Annotated in this window: 16 protein-coding genes and 1 riboswitch; of the genes, 8 read left to right on the forward strand and 8 right to left on the reverse strand. The window is 67.8% G+C overall.

Translation table 11 applies throughout. From position 1 onward, the window contains the following. Positions 1-6 precede the first annotated feature (6 nt). The 5 genes from ACFQ9K_RS18480 (at position 7) to ACFQ9K_RS18500 (ending at position 5,916) form a co-directional block, all read left to right on the forward strand. The gene (locus tag ACFQ9K_RS18480; RefSeq protein ID WP_378721423.1) at positions 7-1,467 is read left to right on the forward strand and encodes a cellulase family glycosylhydrolase; all 1,461 of its coding nucleotides are present in this window, start codon (positions 7-9) and stop codon (positions 1,465-1,467) included. 166 nt (positions 1,468-1,633) lie between these two features. Beyond that, positions 1,634-2,014: a hypothetical protein gene (locus ACFQ9K_RS18485; protein ID WP_378721422.1), complete on the forward strand. Its 381-nt coding sequence runs from the start codon at positions 1,634-1,636 to the stop codon at positions 2,012-2,014. An 11-nt stretch (positions 2,015-2,025) separates the two neighbouring features. Beyond that, the gene (locus ACFQ9K_RS18490) at positions 2,026-3,285 is read left to right on the forward strand and encodes a hypothetical protein (RefSeq protein ID WP_378721421.1); all 1,260 of its coding nucleotides are present in this window, start codon (positions 2,026-2,028) and stop codon (positions 3,283-3,285) included. Positions 3,286-3,455: 170 nt separating this feature from the next. Then, a complete protein-coding gene (locus ACFQ9K_RS18495) occupies positions 3,456-4,706 on the forward strand; it encodes a cytochrome P450 (RefSeq protein ID WP_378721420.1) in 1,251 nt (416 codons plus the stop codon). A 40-nt stretch (positions 4,707-4,746) separates the two neighbouring features. Then, positions 4,747-5,916, forward strand: coding sequence for a CaiB/BaiF CoA transferase family protein (locus ACFQ9K_RS18500; protein ID WP_378721419.1), 1,170 nt, complete (start codon positions 4,747-4,749; stop codon positions 5,914-5,916). On the opposite strand, the gene ACFQ9K_RS18505 is transcribed toward ACFQ9K_RS18500, so the two are convergent. The 6 genes from ACFQ9K_RS18505 to ACFQ9K_RS18530 all read right to left on the reverse strand — a co-directional run bounded on the left by ACFQ9K_RS18505 (position 5,903) and on the right by ACFQ9K_RS18530 (position 12,624). Then, complete coding sequence (locus tag ACFQ9K_RS18505) at positions 5,903-6,214, reverse strand: hypothetical protein (protein ID WP_378721417.1); 312 nt, start codon at positions 6,212-6,214, stop codon at positions 5,903-5,905. The genes ACFQ9K_RS18500 and ACFQ9K_RS18505 overlap by 14 nt on opposite strands. Positions 6,215-7,006: 792 nt before the next feature. Then, positions 7,007-8,548 carry a sugar porter family MFS transporter gene (locus tag ACFQ9K_RS18510; protein ID WP_378721416.1) on the reverse strand — a complete coding sequence of 514 codons (1,542 nt, stop codon included), beginning with the start codon at positions 8,546-8,548 and terminating at the stop codon, positions 7,007-7,009. Positions 8,549-8,735: 187 nt separating this feature from the next. Then, positions 8,736-10,172 carry an MFS transporter gene (locus ACFQ9K_RS18515; protein ID WP_378721415.1) on the reverse strand — a complete coding sequence of 479 codons (1,437 nt, stop codon included), beginning with the start codon at positions 10,170-10,172 and terminating at the stop codon, positions 8,736-8,738. After that, the gene (locus tag ACFQ9K_RS18520; RefSeq protein ID WP_378721414.1) at positions 10,169-10,888 is read right to left on the reverse strand and encodes a tRNA-dependent cyclodipeptide synthase; all 720 of its coding nucleotides are present in this window, start codon (positions 10,886-10,888) and stop codon (positions 10,169-10,171) included. Before ACFQ9K_RS18520 ends, ACFQ9K_RS18515 begins: the two co-directional genes overlap by 4 nt. Continuing rightward, a complete protein-coding gene (locus ACFQ9K_RS18525; protein ID WP_378721413.1) occupies positions 10,888-11,661 on the reverse strand; it encodes a 2OG-Fe(II) oxygenase in 774 nt (257 codons plus the stop codon). Before ACFQ9K_RS18525 ends, ACFQ9K_RS18520 begins: the two co-directional genes overlap by 1 nt. A gap of 152 nt (positions 11,662-11,813) precedes the next feature. Further along, positions 11,814-11,932: riboswitch (SAM riboswitch) on the reverse strand. Positions 11,933-12,021: 89 nt separating this feature from the next. Next, positions 12,022-12,624 carry a hypothetical protein gene (locus ACFQ9K_RS18530; RefSeq protein ID WP_378721412.1) on the reverse strand — a complete coding sequence of 201 codons (603 nt, stop codon included), beginning with the start codon at positions 12,622-12,624 and terminating at the stop codon, positions 12,022-12,024. A gap of 122 nt (positions 12,625-12,746) precedes the next feature. Here ACFQ9K_RS18530 and ACFQ9K_RS18535 point away from each other — a divergent pair, with 122 nt between their 5' ends. Next, positions 12,747-13,928, forward strand: coding sequence for an acyl-CoA dehydrogenase family protein (locus ACFQ9K_RS18535; protein WP_378721411.1), 1,182 nt, complete (start codon positions 12,747-12,749; stop codon positions 13,926-13,928). Positions 13,929-13,943: 15 nt separating this feature from the next. On the opposite strand, the gene mgrA is transcribed toward ACFQ9K_RS18535, so the two are convergent. Both mgrA and ACFQ9K_RS18545 read right to left on the reverse strand, forming a co-directional pair. Then, complete coding sequence (mgrA, locus tag ACFQ9K_RS18540; protein WP_378721410.1) at positions 13,944-14,987, reverse strand: L-glyceraldehyde 3-phosphate reductase; 1,044 nt, start codon at positions 14,985-14,987, stop codon at positions 13,944-13,946. A gap of 39 nt (positions 14,988-15,026) precedes the next feature. Next, on the reverse strand, positions 15,027-15,620 hold the full coding sequence (locus tag ACFQ9K_RS18545) for a TetR/AcrR family transcriptional regulator (protein ID WP_378721409.1): 594 nt from the start codon (positions 15,618-15,620) through the stop codon (positions 15,027-15,029). Between the two features lie 91 nt (positions 15,621-15,711). Between ACFQ9K_RS18545 and ACFQ9K_RS18550 the strand changes: the two genes are divergently transcribed. Both ACFQ9K_RS18550 and ACFQ9K_RS18555 read left to right on the forward strand, forming a co-directional pair. Beyond that, complete coding sequence (locus tag ACFQ9K_RS18550; RefSeq protein WP_378721408.1) at positions 15,712-16,407, forward strand: SDR family NAD(P)-dependent oxidoreductase; 696 nt, start codon at positions 15,712-15,714, stop codon at positions 16,405-16,407. A 286-nt stretch (positions 16,408-16,693) separates the two neighbouring features. Next, the gene (locus ACFQ9K_RS18555; protein ID WP_378983390.1) at positions 16,694-17,653 is read left to right on the forward strand and encodes a M64 family metallopeptidase; all 960 of its coding nucleotides are present in this window, start codon (positions 16,694-16,696) and stop codon (positions 17,651-17,653) included. Positions 17,654-17,715 lie beyond the last annotated feature (62 nt).

Genomic DNA, 17,715 nt, shown 5'->3' on the forward strand with positions numbered 1-17,715 from the left:
ATGCCGATGCGCACAGTCATAGCGAGAACGATGGCCGCGGTGCGGACGCGCGGGGTGGTCGGCGTGGCCGTGCTCGCGATCGGATGCTCCGGGTTGGTGTCGCTTCCGGTGCCCGCGCAGTCCGCTCCCGCGGCGTCGCTCGGCCGGGTGCAGGCCGAGGGGAGCTATCTGGTCGACGCGGCGGGCCGCAAGGTACTGCTGCACGGGGTGAACAACGTAGACAAGCAAGCGCCGTATGTGGAACCCGGCGACGGGTTCACGCTGACCGACGCGGACGCGGCGCTGCTCGCGAAGCACGGGTTCAACACCGTCCGGCTCGGCGTGAGTTTCGCCGGGCTGATGCCCACGCGCGGCGCGATCGACACCGCCTACCTCGACCGGATCGGCCGGGTCGTCGATACGCTTGCGGCACAGGGCATCTACACCCTGCTCGACAACCATCAGGACGGTTTGTCGAAGATATGGGGCGGCAACGGTTTTCCCGAGTGGTCGCTGCGTTCCCGGCCGGCCGCGTGGGAGCCGAATCCCGGCTTCCCGCTCTACTACCTGATGCCGAGCATGAACCGCGGCTGGGACGAGGTGTGGGACAACAGCAATGGGGTGCTCGACTATCTGGGCCAGGCCTTGGGCGCGCTGGCCGCCACGGTGAACGGACGCCCGGGCGTGCTCGGCATCGAGCTGATGAACGAACCGTGGCCCGGCTCGGCCTTCCACACCTGCTTCCCGAACGGCTGCCCCGGCTTCGACGCCAAATATCAAGCGGCCATGCAGAAGCTGACCGACGCGGTCCGGGCGCGCAGCGCCGGCCTGCCGGTCTTCTGGGAGCCGAACGTCACCTGGAACGAGACCATGCCGACGAACCTCGGCAAGAACCCGCCGATCACCTCACCGGACATCGTCTTCGCGCCGCACGACTACTGCATCCCCAGTCAATTGGCCATCTACCTCGGCCTGCCCGAACAACTGCGCGGCGTGTGCCCCGTGCAGCAGGACAAGACCTGGGGCAACATCGACGCTTTCGTCCGGCGTACCGGAATTCCCACGCTGGTCACGGAATTCGGCGACGGCGACGCCACAGTACTGCGCAACACCCTGGTCCGCGCCGACGAACGCTTCATCGGCTGGCAATACTGGCACTACGCCTCCAGCTTCGGCCCCAACGGCCCCAAGCCCGATCCGTTCCTCGGCGACATCGGCCGCGACCTGGTCCGCACCTACCCCCGCGCCACCGCGGGCACCCCCGTCCGCCTCGCCTTCGACTCCACCACCGGCGATTTCACCTACACCTACACCCCGCGCCCCCTCGCCGCCCCCACCGAAATCTACGTCTCCGACCTGCACTACCCCAACGGCTACCAGGTCCACGCCGAAGGCGGCACCATCACCTCGCCCCCCGAATCCCGCATCGTCACCGTCGAAGCCAACGGCGCCGCCACGGTCACCGTCCGAATCAGCCGCCGCGCGTAGGTGGCACGATGCGCCCGGCGGCGGATCGGTGCGGTGATCCCGCGGACTATCGAACTGTGTCGGTCGTGTCCGTCGAACGATCTATATTTCGCGTGAGCTCGCAGGGGTTACGCTGCCGGTCACCAAGATACGGTGGCGACCCCGGCGAGCAAAGGAGGGGTTCGGCATGGACCCACTCACCATCATTGTCACAGCGCTCGTGGCCGGCGCCGCCGCCGGGGGCAAGGATGCCGCCTCGTCAGCGGTGAAAGATCTCTATCTGGCGATCAGCAGCCGAATCGCCGAACGGGCAGGACGTGACGCCGAGACGGTTCCCGCACTGGCCCGCAACGAGTCTGTTCCGGGTGGCAATATCCCGGCGCTCGAGGCGTTGATCAGACGTAACGAGCTGGCGCCGGATCAGCAGCTCAACCAGGCGGCGCGCAGGCTGCTGGCGGAAGTCGACGGCGCCACTCTCGCGCATGTTCGAAATCAGCTGGATCTCGCTCACGCGCAAGGGGTTCAGGTCGGTGACGGCAACACGCAAACCAACACGTTCAACGCATAGGGGGATTGCTGATGCACGTTCCGCACCAGGGGCCGGTGCGTTCGCAGGGAGTTCAAGTCGGAAATGACAACCTGCAATTCAATCTTTTCAAGGGCGCGCATCGAGCGCTCCTCATTGCCGCCACCGCCGTTGTCCTCGTTGCGGTTTTCGTGTCGACGTATCTGCTGTGGCCGGCCGACCCTCAGCCGAAGTTGGAACTTGCCAAGCTCGCGGTCGACGATCCCGCCGACATCAGCGCCGACCGGCATATCGCCGGCGAGCAACCCGATATGGTCGACGCCAAGCAGAAGGTGAAAGCCAGCGCCGTCGATATCACACTCAAGAACAACGGCAACGCACCTGCGGTCATCCTGGGCGCGAAGGTCGACATCCTGTACGCGGAGCAGATGCAGAACTGTCCGCATTCGGGCGGGGAGGTATCGGTCTCGGCGAACTACGATCTCCGGTTGCCGACACCTTTGCCGCCGCGGCCGTTCGGCATCGAGCGGGAGATGCGCTTCGAGGTTAAGGGCGGGTCGACCGATCGCATGACCTTGACCATCGGTCCTGACCGGCAGACTTTGTCGAGTTCGATCCCGTATCTGTTCGCCGCTCACATCCGGCTCGTACAAGACACCGGTGCGGTCCTCGACGTCGGAGCAGTCGCGTTGGCTGCGATGCCGGGTCAAGCGTCGTCGAACCTGAACGGGTCCGACGTGCAGGAGCCGCAGTGCATCGCCAACAATGCGCAGATTGTTCGCACGCTCTTCGAGACCCAAGCGGTGCCCGCGCCTGAGCTGATCGAACTCAGGCGCCGGTATGACGAACTGACGACCCCTGATTCAGGTCCGGCCACCAGGGTGTGCACCCGCGAATCGGCGCCGGGCCTGGAAAGCGTTTGCGCGACCTACACGCGGCAGGCCATAGTCACCGAAATCAAGCTGACGGATCCGCCTACGCCGGGGCTCACGAAGCTGGCGGTTCTGGTGTCGCCGAGCAAGGGAAATCGATCCTATCGAGTCAGTACTCCCTACGCGGATTTCGGCACCGGCCCGAGATGGTCGGCGGCGCCGAGTACCGAGGGATCGTCCGATGAGAACATCCGGCGATCACGGTCCGAATTCGCGGTTTCGACGAACACCCTCACAATCGAGATCATTCCGTCGGTGAAATTCCTGGACACACATCTCGGCATCTATGTCGAACTGGGCGACGCGATCACCAGTAAGCAATTCGTGGTGAAATCCAGACTGCCCGCCAGCGGGGAAATATCGGTGGACCGCGGGAACTGACTTCGGCTGGGCCTGACGTGCGACTACCGCCCTTGCCTCCGGTTGCGAATCCGTCAGTCGCGCAGGAAGTTCGGGCGGTCGGTTCGGTACGGTGGGTGGGGTGGGCCGCTTGCCGGTGGTTCACGGGTGGGCGCGATCGAGGTGCGGTCGCGGAATGCAGGGAGGGCGGCATGGTCGAGACCGAGGCGCAAGACCGGATCGAGCAGGTGGGTGCGGACTTCTTCGACGACCCGCAGGTGTACTACCGGCGGTGGCGCGAGCGCGGGCCGGTGCTCCAGGTCCAGTTCACCCGCGGCCTGCCGCAGTGGGTGGTCATCGGATACGCGGAGGGGCGGGCGGTGCTCGCCGATCCGCGCATGCACAAGAGCCTGGCCGGCATCGTCGAGCTGTTCCGCAAGAAGATGCCGACGGCAGACCAGGATTCGCTGGCCATCAGCGCGGTCAGCGGGCACATGCTCAACACCGACCCGCCCGACCACACGCGACTGCGCAAGATGATCAACAAGGCATTCACCACCCGCCGGGTGGCGGCCCTGCGATCGCGCCTGGAAGAGATCACCGCCGGCTTGCTCGACGCGATGGCCGGGCAGGACGAGGTCGATCTGCTGGAGGCGTTCGCGGTGCCGCTGCCGGTCACGGTGATCTGCGAACTGCTCGGCGTGCCGTTCGGCGACCGTGAGGATTTCCAGCGCTGGACGAAGGTGATGGTCGGCGTGGGCGGCGACCCCGCCGACCGGCAGCGCTGCGCGGACGAGATGGCGCAGTACCTGGCCGCGCTGGTGCAGACGAAGCGAACCGACCCGGGCGACGACCTGCTCTCCGGCCTGGCGCAGACGCGCGAGGACGGCGACGAGCTCACCGAGGACGAACTGATCGCCATGGCGTTCCTGCTGTTGATCGCGGGACACGAAACCACGGTGAACCTCATCGCCAACGGCACATATGCGCTGCTGCACAACGAATCCCAGTTCCAGCAGCTGCGCGAGGACCCGTCCGGGATACCCGCCGCGGTGGAGGAGTTCCTCCGCTATGGCAGCCCGGTCGACTGGGCCACCGTGCGCTACACCTCGGCGCCCGTCCAGGTCGGCGACGTGGAGATTCCGGCGGGCGAGTTCGTCTACGTCTCCCTGGCCGCCGCGAACCGCGACCCCGCCCGCTTCCGCGACCCCGACCAGCTCGACCTGACCGGCGACCCCGCCGGGCACCTCGCCTTCGGCCACGGCATCCATTTCTGCGTCGGCGCTCCGCTGGCCCGCCTGGAGGCCGAGATCGCGTTCTCCGCACTGCTGCAACGCTTCCCGAAGCTCGCCCTGGCCCCGCAGCCCGCCCCGCTACCCTGGCAGCCCAGCCTGCTCATCCGCGGCCTGGTCACGCTGCCGGTGCGGTTGCACGGGGAGGTGCCGGTCAGCGCGGGGGCGTGATTGTCGCTGATCGTCCCCGGCACGTGATGGAGTGTCCGGTATGACGGACGATGAACAAGCGGTGGGCGCGCTGGCCGGGATCGTGGTCGCGGACTTCGGGCGGATTCTGGCCGCGCCCTACCTGACGATGATGCTGGCCGATCTGGGGGCCGAGGTCATCAAGGTGGAGCGGCCGGAGGCGGGGGACGATACGCGGGGGTGGGGGCCGCCGTTCGCGGGCGGGCAGGCTACCTATTTTCAGTCGGTGAATCGGAACAAGACGTCGGTTGCGCTCGATCTGCGGAGCGCGGAGGGGCAGCGGTACGCGCGAGAATTGGTGCGGCGGGCCGACATTGTGGTGGAGAACTTTCGCCCGGGCACGATGGCGAAGTTCGGGCTGTCGTATGCCGAGGTCCAGGAGCTGAATCCGCGGGCCGTCTATTGTTCGCTGTCGGCGTTCGGCGCGGGAAAGGGCGCCGAATTGCCCGGCTACGATCTGCTCATCCAAGCCACAGGCGGGTTGATGAGCATCACGGGGGCGGACCAGCCGATGAAGACCGGGGTCGCGGTGGTCGACGTGCTCGCCGGTCTGCACGCGACGGTGGGAGTGCTTGCGGCGCTTCGGCATCGGGACGCGACCGGGGAGGGGCAGTTGGTCGAGGTGAACCTGCTGTCGAGCCTGCTGGCCGGAATGGTGAACCAGAGCGCGGCGTACGCGCTGGCCGGCGTGGTGCCGGCGATGCTCGGCAACCGGCATCCGTCCATCGCCCCGTACGAGGTGTTCGCCACCGCCGACCGCCCGTTGGCGCTGGCGGTCGGCAGCGACGGCCAGTTCGGCACGCTGTGCCGGGCGATCGGAGCCGAGCGGCTGGCCGACGACCCGCGGTTCGCCGACAACACCACGCGGGTCGCGCATGCCGAGGTGCTGGCGGCCGAGCTCGGCGCCATCCTGACCACCAGGTCCGCCGCCGATTGGGCGGCGCTGCTCACTCCGCTGGGCGTTCCCTGCGGGCCGGTGAACGACATGGCGGGTGCGTTCGCGCTGGCCGACCGGCTCGGACTGTCGCCGCGGATTCCCGCGGACACCGGGCTGCCGCCGCTGGTCGCCAACCCGATCACGTTGTCCCGCAACCCGGTTCGGTACACCGACGCGCCGCCCGAGCTGGGTTCGGGCACCGATCGAATCCGCGCCTGGCTGGACGCGGATCCCGGTGGAGTCAGCTCGCTTTGAGTGCGACCGGCAGCCGCGCCGCCATGCGCCGGGCCAGCAGGATCACCACGTGCGCGCGCAGCATCCCGAGCGTGCCCGCGCAGGCGTCCGCCCTGGCCATGGCGGCGTAGTCGGTAACGTTCTCCGGATCGCTCAGCAGTTCGTCGAGTTCCATTCCGGCCCTGGCCTGTTCGAGGGTCAGCACCCGATCGGGCAGCCAGCTCAAGCGCCACGCGGGCCGCCCTCGATGGGTGATGCGCGACGCGCATTCCGGACTGGCATCACTGGTGATCGACCATTCGGTGACATAGAGCGCCATACGAATTCCTCCGGGCAGCATCGTCTAATTCGACAGAAGGGAAGTTCGAGGAGGTTAGACCTCCGACGATCCCACGTCCAACGTAGAACCTTTGGTGACATTCCACGAGCCGGAAGGCGAATTCTAAAATCGAGTTCAGATGGCGTTAACTGGCATATCACGATCAATCACGGGCTGATCACGTCCGGATCATGGTCGGTGCCTGCACGGTTCGAGCGTTGTGCCCGTCATGCCTGCTCACCTGCGAACCTGAACGGCTGTCGCGACGTCGTCGGCTCGGTGCGAGCAGCTGGCCGGCCGGCCGCGGCAGCCACCGGCGGTGTATGTCAGGTTGCTGTCGATCTCCGAACGCCTTGATCGAATAGACCTCCCTTGGTATTTCCTCGGCCCGTCGCGAATATCAGCGCTCCACACCGATTTCGGACTGCGTCGCCGCAGACGCTTTGCGCGCCATACGCCTCGGCCAATCCCTGCTGTCCCAGCAACCGGAATTGATTCGCGCCGATGAGCTGGATCGGGCCGACCGTGCGCGGCAACGACTAGAGACGTCCGCGGAATCATCCGGGCACACGAACGCGCCGAGCAAGCCGAGGCGCGAGAAACACCAGCGACCGAGCGTGAACAAGCCGAACGCAAAGCAGCCGAACTGATTGCCCAGCTCTACCCACCGCCGGGACGGGAACCCGATCCCGAACGCTTCGAACGAGACAGAGCCCATGCGCGATGGCTAGAAGACGACCCCCGAAAAGGTACGCGTGGCGCACGAATCATCTTGCGGCCGTGCGGACTGCGTTATGGCGACGAGGGGGCGGTTGGGGTGGTGCCGATGTTGCCGCGGAGGGGCATGAAGGTTCCGTTGCGGAGGGATTGTTCGATGTCTTCCAGGGAGTGGCCGTTGGTTTCGGGGACGAAGAAGTAGACGAAGATCAGGGAGAGGAGGTTGAAGAGGGCGTAGAGGAGGAAGGCTGGGCCCAGGCCGAGGGCGTCGATGGTGCTGAGGGCGGTGAGGGTGAGGACGAGGTTGGCGCCCCAGAGGGCCACGGCGTGCAGGCTGGTGGCGCGGTCGCGGATGCCGAGGGGGTAGAGCTCGGAGCCGAGGAGCCAGCCGACGGCTTGCAGGCCGGCGGCGTTGCAGGCCATGTAGGCGAGCATGAGGGCGAGGGTGAGGTAGCGGTTGGGGTGGTCGGTAAGGACGAAGAGCAGGCCGAAGCCGAACAGGAATGTGGTGGCGCCGGGGATCAGCAGCAGCATCAGGCGGCGGCGGCCGACCTTGTCGACGAGGCGTTCGCCGACCGCGGTGAACAGGAGATAGACGGCGGCGATGCCGAGCCCGGACCAGACGACCAGCCCGGTACCGAAACCGGCTGCGCTGCCGAGGATTGTGTGCGAGTAGTAGATCATCATCTCCAGCCCGGAGAGCTGGGTGAAGGCGGCGATGCCGAGGCCGGCGATCAGCGCGGGCCGAACCCAGCGCTGGGTCAGGTTGGCCCAGCCCCCGCGGGAATCCCGGTGCTCCTGTTGCGAGATCGCCCAGATTTCGAGGGTTTCGTCGACGGCGGCCGAACGGTTGGGGCGCATCCAGCGCAGCACCACCCTGGCCTTGCCGACCGTGCCGTTGTCGATGAGCCAGCGCGGCGTCTCCGGCAGGCGCAGCATGGCGGCGGCGAGCACCAGCGCGGGAATGACCGCGATGCCGATCATCCAGCGCCAATCGTCGCTCGGCTCGAAGGTCCCGTCCCCGGCCGCGACGACGCTGACCAGATTGGCGAGGAAGATGCCGAGGCCGATGGCGATGTTGAAGAACGTGACCATCGCGCCGCGACGGTGCGGTGGCGCGAGTTCGGCGATGTAGGTCGGCACGATCTGCGAGCAGGCGCCGACGGCGAGGCCGAGGAAGAGGCGGCAGGCGGTCATCATCCAGGCGTCGACGGCGAGCGCGCAGGCCAGGACGCCCACGGCGAAGACGCAGGCGATGATGAAGATGGTCTTGCGCCGGCCCAGCGCCTTCGACAGCGAACCGCCGGCCAGCGCACCGATCACCGCGCCGGCCAGGATCGCGGCGGTCAGGATCTCCTGGCGGGTGTGGTCGATGCCCCACTGCGCGGACATCTTGGGCAGCGCGCCGGAGATGATGCCGGTGTCGTAGCCGTAGAGCATGCCGCCGAGCGCGGCGAACAGGGCCACGAGGACGATATTGCGGTCGGCGTTCTGGTTTTCGTCCGCCGTCGGCTGCTCCGGTGCGGAGACGACCATCTCGTAGCCGTCGAGGTTGCGACGGCGCAGCCGCGGAAGGAAGCTCCGGCGCCTGGTTATCGTCGTATTCTCGGTGGGCATGCGCTCCAGTGGATAGTGCCGGAACTCGCCGCGCAAACTTATCGGTCTTGTTTGTGAATAGAATTACTTTCACGTTTGGCCGAATGTGTGATTTATCGGATTTATGCGTTTTACCTGGTCTGGGTGTGGAATCAGTTGCGGTGCAGCGGTTCTCGCGCGTCCACGAGAACCGCCGAATCCGGGTGGGCTACGTTGTCCCCGCCTCGGCGGGAATTGGCAGATCGACCACCGCGCGGCCGTCAGCCGCCTTTTCCCCGCGTCCCGCGGTCAATGCGACCACGACTATCCCGGCCACCAGACTGGTGATCGCGATGATCGAGGCCACCCGGCCGGTCGCGTCGCCGACCTCCTGCGCGCGGTCGAGGTCGATATGCCCGAACACCACGGTCGCCACGGCCGCCCCGATCGCGCCGCCCAGATTGTGGAACGTCCACGAGGCGCCGACCGCGAATCCGGACCGCGCAGGCGGCACGGTCGAAATCGCCAGCACGGTCGCCGGACCGAGCACCAGAGCCCAGCCGCCACCGAACAGGACCAGCGCGACGAACAGCACCGCAGGCAGGTCACCGAACGCCGACCACGCGATGCCCGCGCCCGCCAGCGCCAGCGACCCGAACCCCCACGGCAGCAACGAATGCGCGCCCAGCCGGTCGACGAACCGGCCCGCGACCGGCGAGGCGAGCGCGAGCGTCCCGCTGACGAGCAGCAGCACGAATCCCGCCTGCCGCACGTCGAATTCCCGGCCCTGCGTGAGATACGTCGGAATCACCAGCAGCGCAGCGGCATAGAACAAACCCAGCGAGAAATCCGACACGATCGCCGCGACGAATCGGCGATTGCCGAACAGCGCGGGATCGATCAACGGATTCGCCGCCCGCCGCTCCGCGACGATCCCGGCCGCCACGGCCGCGACCAGCACGGCCGCGGCGATCAGCACCCATGGCGACAGCCAGCCGCGCAGGTCGCCCAGCACGAAGATGCCGACCGCCGACACCACGGCGAACGCGACCACGACCTGCCCGGCCCAATCGGTCCCACCGCTGGTGTCGGGCTGCACCCGCGGGACCGCGAACGCGATCGCGATCAGGGCGGCCACGCCGAGCGGAATGTTGATCCAGAAGATCGACTGCCAGCCGAGACTCGGCACCAGCAGGCCGCCGAGCACCGGACCGATGGCCAGTCCGAGCCCGTTCACCGAGTACAGCCAGCCGATCGCCTTGCCCCGATCACCTTGCGGGAAAAGCGATTCCACCAACGTCGAGGTGCTCGTGTACAGCACGGCGCACGCGCCGCCCTGCACGAACCGTGCGACGAGCAGCACCCCGATCGACCAGGACACCGCGGCGCCCGCGGACGCGACCACGAACAGCCCGAGCCCGACGAGCAGCACCTCCCGCCGGCCGAGCCGATCGGCCACCCGGCCGGCCGTCACCATGAACATCGACAGCGCCATCAGGAAGACGCCGAGCGTCAGCTCCGTATTCGACGCTCCCGCGTGCAGATCCGCGCCGATCGCGGGCAGCGCGGTGGTCACGATGGTGAGGTCGATGCACCCGAGAAACGACGCCACCGCCAAGCCGGTGAACCCGATCACCCGCCGCCGCGGGGGCGGCTCGACGGTCACTGGACGCCGTCCGCGGTGGGCAACGCCGACTTGCGCTTCTTGAACCGCAACGGCAGCCAGGCGACCCGGTCCGGATGCTCCGGCACGACGAAGAGTTCCCGCGTGCGTCCCATCGCGGCGGAGATCTTCTGCGGGTAGATCACGTAGTCGAAACCCTCGTGCGCCCACAGCGGCATGATGATCGGGCACTCCTCCAAAAGGTATGCGCGGCAGGACTTCCGGACCGCTTCCTGATCGACGTCCGGTTCGCGCGAGAGCCGCCGCTCGATGAACCGGTCGATGGTGGTGTCGATCGCGTGCCGATACGGTTCGTCGGTCTCGTAGGCATGCTCGATCGCGTCGTACAGATCGCCGTAACGCGGATGGGACAGCGCGAAGTCCCAGCGCAATATGTTTGTCGGGCAGTCGATCTGGTCGAGGTAGCCGATATTGCGGGCGATCCACTGGTCGCCGGCGATGCGCGCCCGCGCGTGCCGATCGATATCTGTTCCGCCGCTGAGGTTATGGCGTTGCAGGGTGTCCGCGACCGCGATCGCGCAGCGACCGAAGTTCGACCGGTTGATCAGATCGATAGTGGCGGCGAGCTTCTCGCCCTCGTGATAGTCCGCGCCGACGCTGACCAGCAGCACGGTGGAGCGTCCGTCGGTGGTGATGCCGTCCGAGCGGAGGTCGTAGGCTGCCTTGTGCGAGGCGGAGAGCAGCGTGGTCGTCGTCATCAGCTCCACACCTTCAACGACTCGGCCGGATCGCTGACCCCGATGAACAGCCCGATGGTGATGCGCGGGCGGTCCTGCGCGGGCGCGACCGCGTGCACCCGGCGCGGATCGATGAAGATCGCGTCGCCGACCCGCGGCGTGATGACCAGCGCCGGCTCGCCGACGGCCGCGCGGTCGATGCCGTACACCCGGTCGCCGGAGCGGTCTCGATACTCGCTCTCGTCGGGATAGTCGTCCCAGATCTGCAATTCCCCGCCGCGGTCCGGCACATCGAGGTAGACGTTGACCGAGAGCTGGCGGACGATCCGAATCGCGAAGTCCTCCGGCAGGTTTCGGCTCACGTTGTCGGTGTGCGGCTCGAGATCCACCCCGGCGAGCTGGTAACGCGCGACGCCGGCGAAGAAGGCTCGCCCGTCGCGCCGGAGCAAACTCGCTCCGGCAGGCCAGATCTCGTCCAGCAGCAGCCGGATGTCATCCGCCGGATAGGAATACGGCGAGGCGATGTCGCGCAGCCGGTCGATATTGTGCCGCGCCTCGTCGAAGTACGCCGTACGTCCGGCCTCGGTGCCGGTCTCGGAGAACGCGTGCCCGATCCGCCGGAACTGCGGGTCGGTGGCCAGCGGCCCGTGATCCTGCCTGCCGACGAACGCCGTGCGTAAGTGGTCGAGCGCGTCGGGCCGGACGAATCCGGCCAGTCGTACTGCGTGCACGTCGCCGTTCAACAGCGCGGTCAACGACGCGTGGTCGAATTCTTGCCTGGTGGTGTCCAACACGCGGTCTCCGAGAGCTGGCGTGGCCGTAGTCATGTCGATCCCCTCTGGTTGTCGCTCGATGGACCGGGCACAGGCCCAGGCGTGAGAGGGGAGTTCGCATTTCGGACATGGCTCGCACCCCCATCTCTCGGGAGGGCTCCAAAAGTCCGTGGAGCCCGCGCTTGCCCGGGCCGCATTACGCGGCTCGGCCTGGTCTTGACCCGGGGCACCCCGCCGCGGTTGGAGGGTTGCCGGCCAGCTAGCCGGGGACTTGACGCTGGCACTCTTGACCTGACTCGAGCGTGCCGCACGCCAGAAGCGTTGTCACGCTTTTGAATCGTGCTGAGTTATGTACCTGGTCCGCCCGCGTGGCTGCCGAATTCAGCTGCCGCGCAGACCCAGTCCGCGCAACTCCAGCGCGGCCAGTGCGCGGACCGTGTCGTCGTCGCCGCGCCGCCACGCGGCCACGACATCCGCATCGATCCGATTGAGTGTGCGCAGTGGTTGATTGGTGAGCGCGCGCAAGGCGAGCAGGTCTTGCCCGCCCGGCAGGGTGCGCAGCGATACCGCCGCCGCGGCTCTTCGGATCCAGCGCACCCGCAGGGGGAGCCAGACGAACAGGACGAGCCCGAGCGGGACGATGAGCAGGCCGATGGCGAGGGCCAAGGCGAGATCGTTGGCGAGCGCCTGCTGATCCTGTCCGGCCTCGGCCATCGAGCGGGCTGCGCCCGCGGCCCGTTCGAACGGGGAGGTCAGGTCGTCGCCGACCACCGGGACCCGGCCCACCTTGCGGCCGACGTCGCCGAGGCTGTCGGCCAGGCCGCCGCCGGCGCCCGCCAACTTCTGCCCGGGAACCGCGAGTGTGCGTACCAGGTCGTGCAGCCAGAGCGCGGCCCTGATCGAGCCGTACACCCACGCCGTCACCAGGAGATCCGTGACCAACTGCCGGGCGGCGACGGGCGCCCGATCGGCGTAAATCTTCACCGATTCAGAATCCTCGGTCCGCTCAGTGAAAACCGGGCTTTCGCGTTCGATCGAGCGGGGGAGACGCTGAACCGGAAATCTGCCCCGGCGCGGCGCGCGCCCGACGTCGAAGGAGTTCGCCGATGGTCATTCGGTCGCTGGACGACGCGCTCGGTGCGGTGACCGAACTCGCGCCGATCGCGCGGCAGTACAGCCAGAAAGCCGAGGACGCGCGTGGTCTTCCGGCCGCGGTGGTCGACGCGGTCACGGCCGCGGGGCTGTGGGGCGTGTTCACCCCGGCCGGGGTCGGCGGCAGCGGACTGATCGGGCTGGACGAGGCGTTCGAGATCGTGCGGGCGCTCGCCTACGCGGATACGAGCACCGCGTGGAGTCTGTTCATCTGTGCGACGACACCCGCCATCGTGGCGTCGAAGCTGCCCGCCGAGGGCGTCGACGAGGTCCTGGCCGAGGGGATCGGGCCGATGTCGCTCGTCTTCGGCCCGAACGGCCGGAGCACGCCCGCCGAGGGCGGGTTGCGGGTGACCGGGCGGTGGCCGTTCGCCAGCGGAATCGGTTATGCCGGTTGGGTTATGGCGAACACCGTGCTGCTCGACGCGGACGGCGCGCCGAAGGCGGGCGCCGGTGGGCTCCCCGAACTCGTCTCGGTGGTGGTGCCCGCTGAGCAGGTGAGCGTCATCGACGACTGGCACGTGGCCGGCCTGCGCGGGACGGGCTCGATGAGTTTCGCGCTCGATGACGTGTATGTGCCCGCGCGGCGGACCTTTCCGTTCTTCGCGCCCGGCAGGCTCACGGACGCGAAGTATCGGCTCCCGCTGTTCAGCCTGCTCGCGCCCGGATTCGCCGGGGTCGCGATCGGCACCGCCGAGCACGCCCTCGACGAGGTGCTCGGCGTGCTGCCGACGCGGGTCGGGCCGCCGAAGTTCCGGCCCGCGTCCGAGGATCCGGTGATCCAGCGGACGGTCGGCCGGGCGCAGGCCGCGATCCGGGCCGCCCGCGAGTCGACGCGGGCGGTGTTCGATACCTACGTCGAGCGGCGGCTGCGCGGCGCGGACCTGAGCCGGCTCGCGGTGGCCGACCGCTGCGAGCTGCACCAGCAAGCGGTGTGGGCCGCCGATACCTGCCGCGCCGCCGTCGACGACCTGTTCCGGATCGCCGGTGCGAGCGCGATCTACGAGTCGAGCCCGGTGCAGCGGCTCTGGCGCGATATCAACGTGCTCACCCAGCACCTGTACCTGCGCGACACCCAACACGAGCACGCGGGCGGACTCGCCCTCGGCCTGGAGGTGGTGAATCCGACGATCTGAGCCGGGGCACACCTTTCAGAGCGTGCCCTGCCGCGCCGCCCGCCACAGATCGACCTCGCCGTCGTGCTCGAGCAGCGCGTCGATCTCGGCCAGCTCGTCGGCGCTGAATTCGAGGGCGCCCAGCGCCGCGACGTTCTGCTCGAGCTGTTCGGTGGTGGACGCGCCGATGACCAGCGAGGTCACCCGCTCGTCGCGCAGCGCCCAGGCCAGGGCCAGTTGCGCCAGGGTCTGCCCGCGCTTGTCCGCGAGCGTGTCGAGCTTGCGCAGCCGGTCGATCATCTCCGGGGTGAGCAGCTCGTTCTGGAACGACTTGGCTTGTGCGGCACGCGATTCCGGCGGAATGCCGTCGAGGTACTTGGACGTGAGCAGGCCCTGCGCGAGTGCGGTGAACCCGATGACGCCGAAGCCCTCTTCGGCGGCGGCGTCGAGCAGGCCCTCGGTCTCGATCCAGCGGTTGAGCATCGAGTAGGACGGCTGGTGGATGAGCAGCGGGGTACCGAGCTCGCGCAGCAGCCTCGCCATCGTGCGCGAATCCTGCGCGGTGTAGGAGGAAATCCCGACGTAGAGCGCTTTCCCTTGGCGGACAGCGGTATTCAACGCGGCCGCGGTCTCCTCCAGCGGGGTCGTCGGGTCGAACCGGTGCGAGTAGAAGATGTCGACGTAGTCGAGTCCGAGCCGGTTCAGCGATTGATCGAGGGAGGCGAGCACATATTTGCGCGACCCGCCGCCCTGTCCATACGGACCGGGCCACATGTCCCAGCCTGCCTTGGTGGAGATGACGAGTTCGTCGCGGTACGCGGCGAGGTCTTCGCGCAGGATGCGTCCGGCGTTGATCTCCGCCGAGCCGTACGGCGGGCCGTAGTTGTTCGCCAGGTCGAAGTGAGTGATGCCGAGATCGAAAGCGCGCAGGGCGATCTCGCGCTGCACGAGGTAGGGGCGATCGTCGCCGAAGTTGTGCCAGAAGCCGAGCGAGAGCAGCGGCAGGTCGAGGCCGCTTCGGCCCGAGCGGCGGTAACTCATCGTGCCCTCGTACCTGGTCGGTTCCGGAACGTATGTCATGCGGACCTCCTCGTCTTCGCGAAATCGGTTGTACGGACGTCAGTTCGAGCGGGGCGCGAGCAGGTCCTCGACGAGGGTGTCCACCAGGCCGCGGGGGATGGGGGAGCCGGTCAGGGCGCAATAGACGATCGGGCCGACGAGTGCGTCGAGCGCGGCGTCGGGGCTCAATCTGGGTGCGATCGTCCCGGCGTCGATGCCGCGCGCGAGCAACTCGCGTTCCCTGGCGCGGCGCGGACCGAGGTAGCGCTCGCGGAGACTCGCGGCGGTGCCCGGATCATGCTGGGCCTGGGCGATGAGCGCGAGCAGCACCTTGCCCGCGGGATCGCGGGTGAGGAATCGGGCGAAGGCGCGCAGATAGTCCCGGATGCTCTCGGCCGTCGGCGTTTCCGTCGGAACCGGCAGGTGCTTGCCGGTGTCCTCGATGATCGTGTCCAAGAGGATGTCGACCTTCGACGGCCACCAGCGGTAGATGGTCTGCTTGGCGACGCCGGCCCGGCGCGCGATGGCCTCGACGGTCAGCGCGCTGAAGCCGTGCTCGACGAGCAGATCGTCGGCGGCGTGCAGGACCGCCAGGCGCGCGGCCTCGTCGCGCCGAGGACCCGAGCGCGGTCGCGGGGTGCTCGTGGCTGGCATGCGAAACACAATACCCATCGGCCGTCGATGTGGATTAGTCTAGACGCAACGTCTAGTCTAGAAAACATATCCGCAGTTAGAAGGAGTTTTCGTGTCCGACACGTCGAATCGCCGAGCCCTCGTCATCGGGGCCTCCCGTGGGCTGGGCCTCGTTCTCGCCACCGAACTCGCCGGCCGCGGCTGGCAGGTCATCGCCACCGCGCGCCGGGACGGCGGCGAGCTGCCGGCGCACGCGGCGGCCTCGACCGGGCGGCTACGGGTCGAAGCACTGGAGATGACCAGCCGGGAGGAACTGGCCGCGCTCCATACGCGCCTGACCGGCACTCCACTCGATCTGCTGTTCGTCAATGCCGCCATCGATCGCGGTGATCTGCCGATCGGCGAGGTGCCGACCGAGATGTTCACCGAGGTGATGATCACCAACGCGCTGAGCCCGCTGCGCACCGTCGAGGCGCTGCGCGATCTCGTCGCGCCCGGCGGCACCGTCGCGGTCATGTCCTCCGAGCAGGGCAGCATCTCGCGGAACACCGAGGACGGCTACGAGCTCTACAAGGCCAGCAAGGCCGCGCTCAATCAGCTGATGCGCAGCTACGCCACGCGCAATGCCGACGACGGGCACACCAAGCTGCTCATCGACCCCGGCCACAACCGGACTCGGCTCGGTGGACCCGACGCGCCGCTGGAGCCGAAGGAGAGCATCCCCGCCGTCGTCGATGTCCTGGAGGCGCAGGCGGGCGCGCCCGGCCTGCAATTCCTGGATCGGCACGGCGAGACCGTCCCGTGGTAGCGGCGGTATTGGTCTGGGCCCGAATGGCTTTCGCGTCGGGTGCGGGTGAGTCGCCATTCGACGGATCGGCGACGGCCGGAAAGGAATCGGTGGAGCCGATCGATTTCCGGACGCCGGGCGCGGCGCACCGGACGCGGTAACCGCTGGTCGGGGCCGTTCGTATTCCCCAGTTATTCCTCAGTCGAGATGGCTGCTCAAATGTGGTTCCTTGGTTAGGAATTCGACAGACCGAAGATCGGCACGCGCCGTCCGGTTCGAATTCGCGAACCACTCGAGGAGCTCCGTCATGCCCTTGTTACGACGCATGTTCGCAATCATGCTCGGCGCGTTCGTCATTGCCGCGATGTCGGTCGCGGTCGGCTCGGCCCAGCCGACCGAGGAACGGGAAGTGTTCGCGCCGGACGGCACGATCAGCCGGGTGGTCGCCCCGGTGCCCGACCGGTCGCCTGCACCGCGGTCGGCGGTGCAGGCGGACGTGATCGCGATCCAGCAGACCGGGCCGTCGAATCAGCGGTTCGATCTGGTGTTCGTCGGTGACGGATACACGTCGAGCCAACTGGGCACCTACAAGCAGCACGCGGTCAACCGGTGGAACGAGATCACCCAGGTCGAGCCGTTCAAGACGTACAAGAACTCGTTCAACGTCTGGGCGGTCAACGTGGTGTCCCAGGAGTCCGGCGTGGACAACGATCCACGCGGCACCATGCGAAATACCGCGCTGGACATGACCTTCTGGTGCGGCGGCACCGAACGCCTGCTGTGCGTCAACGAGACCAAGGCATTGCAGTACGCGCGCCTGGCGCCCGAGGCCGATCAGGTGATCGCGCTGGCCAACACCACGAAGTACGGCGGCGCGGGCGGCGGCGTGGCGACCTCGTCCGGCGGGAACGCCCAGGCGGGACAGATCGTGCTGCACGAGCTCGGCCACTCGGTGGCCGGCCTGGCCGACGAGTACGACTACCCCAACGACCGCTACACCGGGCGGGAGCCGCGCGAGGCCAATGCCTCGGTCTACACCAGCGCGCAGATGCAGCAGAACCGCACCAAGTGGTACCAGTACCTGGGCAAACAGTCCCCGGACGGCGGTGTCGTCGGCACCTATGAGGGTGCGGTCTATTACAAGCGCGGCGTGTACCGGCCCACCGAGAACTCGTTGATGCGTTCGCTCGGCCGCGAGTTCAATCTGATCGGGCTGGACGCGATGAAGTCCGCGATCGAGCGCAAGGCCCCGCCGCGTCGTCCCTGATCCCGCACCGGCAATTCCCCTGAGCCAGCAGCTATTTCGAGTCTCACACGGGAGTGCCTCGT

The sequence above is a fragment of the Nocardia sp. NPDC056564 genome, from assembly GCF_042793755.1.
Lineage (GTDB): Bacteria > Actinomycetota > Actinomycetes > Mycobacteriales > Mycobacteriaceae > Nocardia.

Coding starts and splice junctions, on each gene's coding strand:
- ACFQ9K_RS18545 (WP_378721409.1), bottom strand. CDS start 15,620: ATGCCAGCCACGAGCACCCCGCGACCGCGCTCGGGTCCTCGGCGCGAC.
- ACFQ9K_RS18480 (WP_378721423.1), top strand. CDS start 7: ATGCGCACAGTCATAGCGAGAACGATGGCCGCGGTGCGGACGCGCGGG.
- ACFQ9K_RS18520 (WP_378721414.1), bottom strand. CDS start 10,888: ATGACGACGACCACGCTGCTCTCCGCCTCGCACAAGGCAGCCTACGAC.
- ACFQ9K_RS18505 (WP_378721417.1), bottom strand. CDS start 6,214: ATGGCGCTCTATGTCACCGAATGGTCGATCACCAGTGATGCCAGTCCG.
- ACFQ9K_RS18485 (WP_378721422.1), top strand. CDS start 1,634: ATGGACCCACTCACCATCATTGTCACAGCGCTCGTGGCCGGCGCCGCC.
- ACFQ9K_RS18555 (WP_378983390.1), top strand. CDS start 16,694: ATGCCCTTGTTACGACGCATGTTCGCAATCATGCTCGGCGCGTTCGTC.
- mgrA (WP_378721410.1), bottom strand. CDS start 14,987: ATGACATACGTTCCGGAACCGACCAGGTACGAGGGCACGATGAGTTAC.
- ACFQ9K_RS18535 (WP_378721411.1), top strand. CDS start 12,747: ATGGTCATTCGGTCGCTGGACGACGCGCTCGGTGCGGTGACCGAACTC.
- ACFQ9K_RS18490 (WP_378721421.1), top strand. CDS start 2,026: ATGCACGTTCCGCACCAGGGGCCGGTGCGTTCGCAGGGAGTTCAAGTC.
- ACFQ9K_RS18495 (WP_378721420.1), top strand. CDS start 3,456: ATGGTCGAGACCGAGGCGCAAGACCGGATCGAGCAGGTGGGTGCGGAC.
- ACFQ9K_RS18510 (WP_378721416.1), bottom strand. CDS start 8,548: ATGCCCACCGAGAATACGACGATAACCAGGCGCCGGAGCTTCCTTCCG.
- ACFQ9K_RS18500 (WP_378721419.1), top strand. CDS start 4,747: ATGACGGACGATGAACAAGCGGTGGGCGCGCTGGCCGGGATCGTGGTC.